Source organism: Flavicella sediminum (assembly GCF_006381105.1).
GTDB lineage: Bacteria > Bacteroidota > Bacteroidia > Flavobacteriales > Flavobacteriaceae > Flavicella > Flavicella sediminum.
In genome coordinates this window covers 1-1,532 of the sequence record NZ_VDET01000026.1, presented here as the reverse complement: position 1 = coordinate 1,532, position 1,532 = coordinate 1, and the positions used below count along the sequence as shown (strand labels likewise).

Below are 1,532 nucleotides of genomic sequence, written 5' to 3'. Positions count from 1 at the left end.
AGTAAGCTATACCAACTATTTGGGCGTTCCCTTTCAGGTCGGGCTTTCCGTTGTATCTTTTTATAGCTTATTATACACAGTTTTCGCCTCAAGACCAAACGTTGTGGGGCAGATTAAAAATCTAGATCTTTGTATTTTAAATTTACAGTATGTTATCCGAATCCTTATTGACTGTTTCTAACTTATTATTACCAGAAGTTTTGATTGACTATTTTGAACTAACCAAGCATGATGTCAAAGGCGAAGAACTCCATTTTTATTTTACAGAGAACAATTCAGTTCCCTTAGAATTTAAAACTCAAAAGCTCACTTCTAAAGGATTCTTTCCCGAAGCCACTCTTCAGGATTTTCCGCTTCGAGGCAAGCAGGTGTTTTTGCATATAACCCGACGTAGGTGGATCAATGAAAATACAGGTAAAGTAATTACAAGAGATTGGGGATTAGTAGCAAAAGGAACTAGAATGACGAATGAATTCGCCACTTTTTTAAAAGAAATCAATCTCTAATCACCCCTCTAGCGTTAATACTATTGCTAGTTTTTATGGAGTCAAAGGAAAACTGCTTCAAAGACAGTATAAAGATTATTTAAGTGAATTCAGTTCCTGGAAACAAAAACCTCATGCTTCCAACTGGTTGATTTTTCCTGAAAACATGGGGAAACACCTCTCTATTGATGAAACAGCCTTTACCAATGGAGAACTATACACGATTGTGACCAATAAAAAAGCAAAAGGAAAGAAAGGAGCACTCGTTGCAATGGTTAAAGGAACCAAAGCAGAAAATGTGATTAGAATACTTTTTAAAATCCCTCTAGGTAAAAGAAATAAGGTCGAAGAAGTGACATTAGATATGGCGGGAAATATGGGGTTGATTGTAAAACGCTCATTTCCTAAAGCCGTGAAAGTAATTGATAGGTTTCATGTACAAAAATTGGCAACAGAAGCTATACAGGAAATAAGAATCAAGTATCGATGGGATGCAATTGATAAAGAAAATGACGCTATTGAGTACGCACGTAGCAAAGGAAAATCTCACATTAGTGAAGTACTAAGTAATGGAGATTCTTTAAAACAATTATTAGCTCGAAGTCGATACCTTCTTTTCAAAAAACCAAATAAATGGACTCCTAATCAAACTAAAAGAGCGGAAATATTGTTCTCAATTTATCCAGATTTAAAAAAAGCGTATGACTTATCTCAAAATTTATCATGGATATTTGAAAACACGAAGGATAAAACTGTAGGCTTGACTAGATTGGCACATTGGTATGAAAAAGTAAGACAGTCAGAGTTTAAATCTTTTAATTCAATCGCTAGAACAATGTCGATACATTATCAAGAAATATTAAACTACTTTGATAACAGAAGTACAAATGCATCTGCTGAATCTTTTAATGCCAAAATTAAAGACTTTAGAGCACAATTTAGAGGTGTAAGAAATATTCCTTTTTTCCTATTTAGACTTGCCAATATTTATGCGTAATGATCAAAATCGTACAACTTGTAGGACTGACCCAAAAATTGTATGTGAGT

General features: G+C 34.1%; 2 protein-coding genes. Both read left to right on the top strand.

Annotated features, from left to right (window positions below; translation table 11 throughout):
• Positions 1-149: 149 nt before the first annotated feature.
• On the top strand, positions 150-506 hold the full coding sequence (locus tag FGM02_RS16000) for an ISAon1 family transposase N-terminal region protein (protein ID WP_139959510.1): 357 nt from the start codon (positions 150-152) through the stop codon (positions 504-506).
• Entirely contained in the window at positions 499-1,482 is a 984-nt protein-coding gene (locus tag FGM02_RS15995) for an ISAon1 family transposase (RefSeq protein ID WP_139959509.1), read from the top strand. Before FGM02_RS16000 ends, FGM02_RS15995 begins: the two co-directional genes overlap by 8 nt.
• Positions 1,483-1,532: the final 50 nt, after the last annotated feature.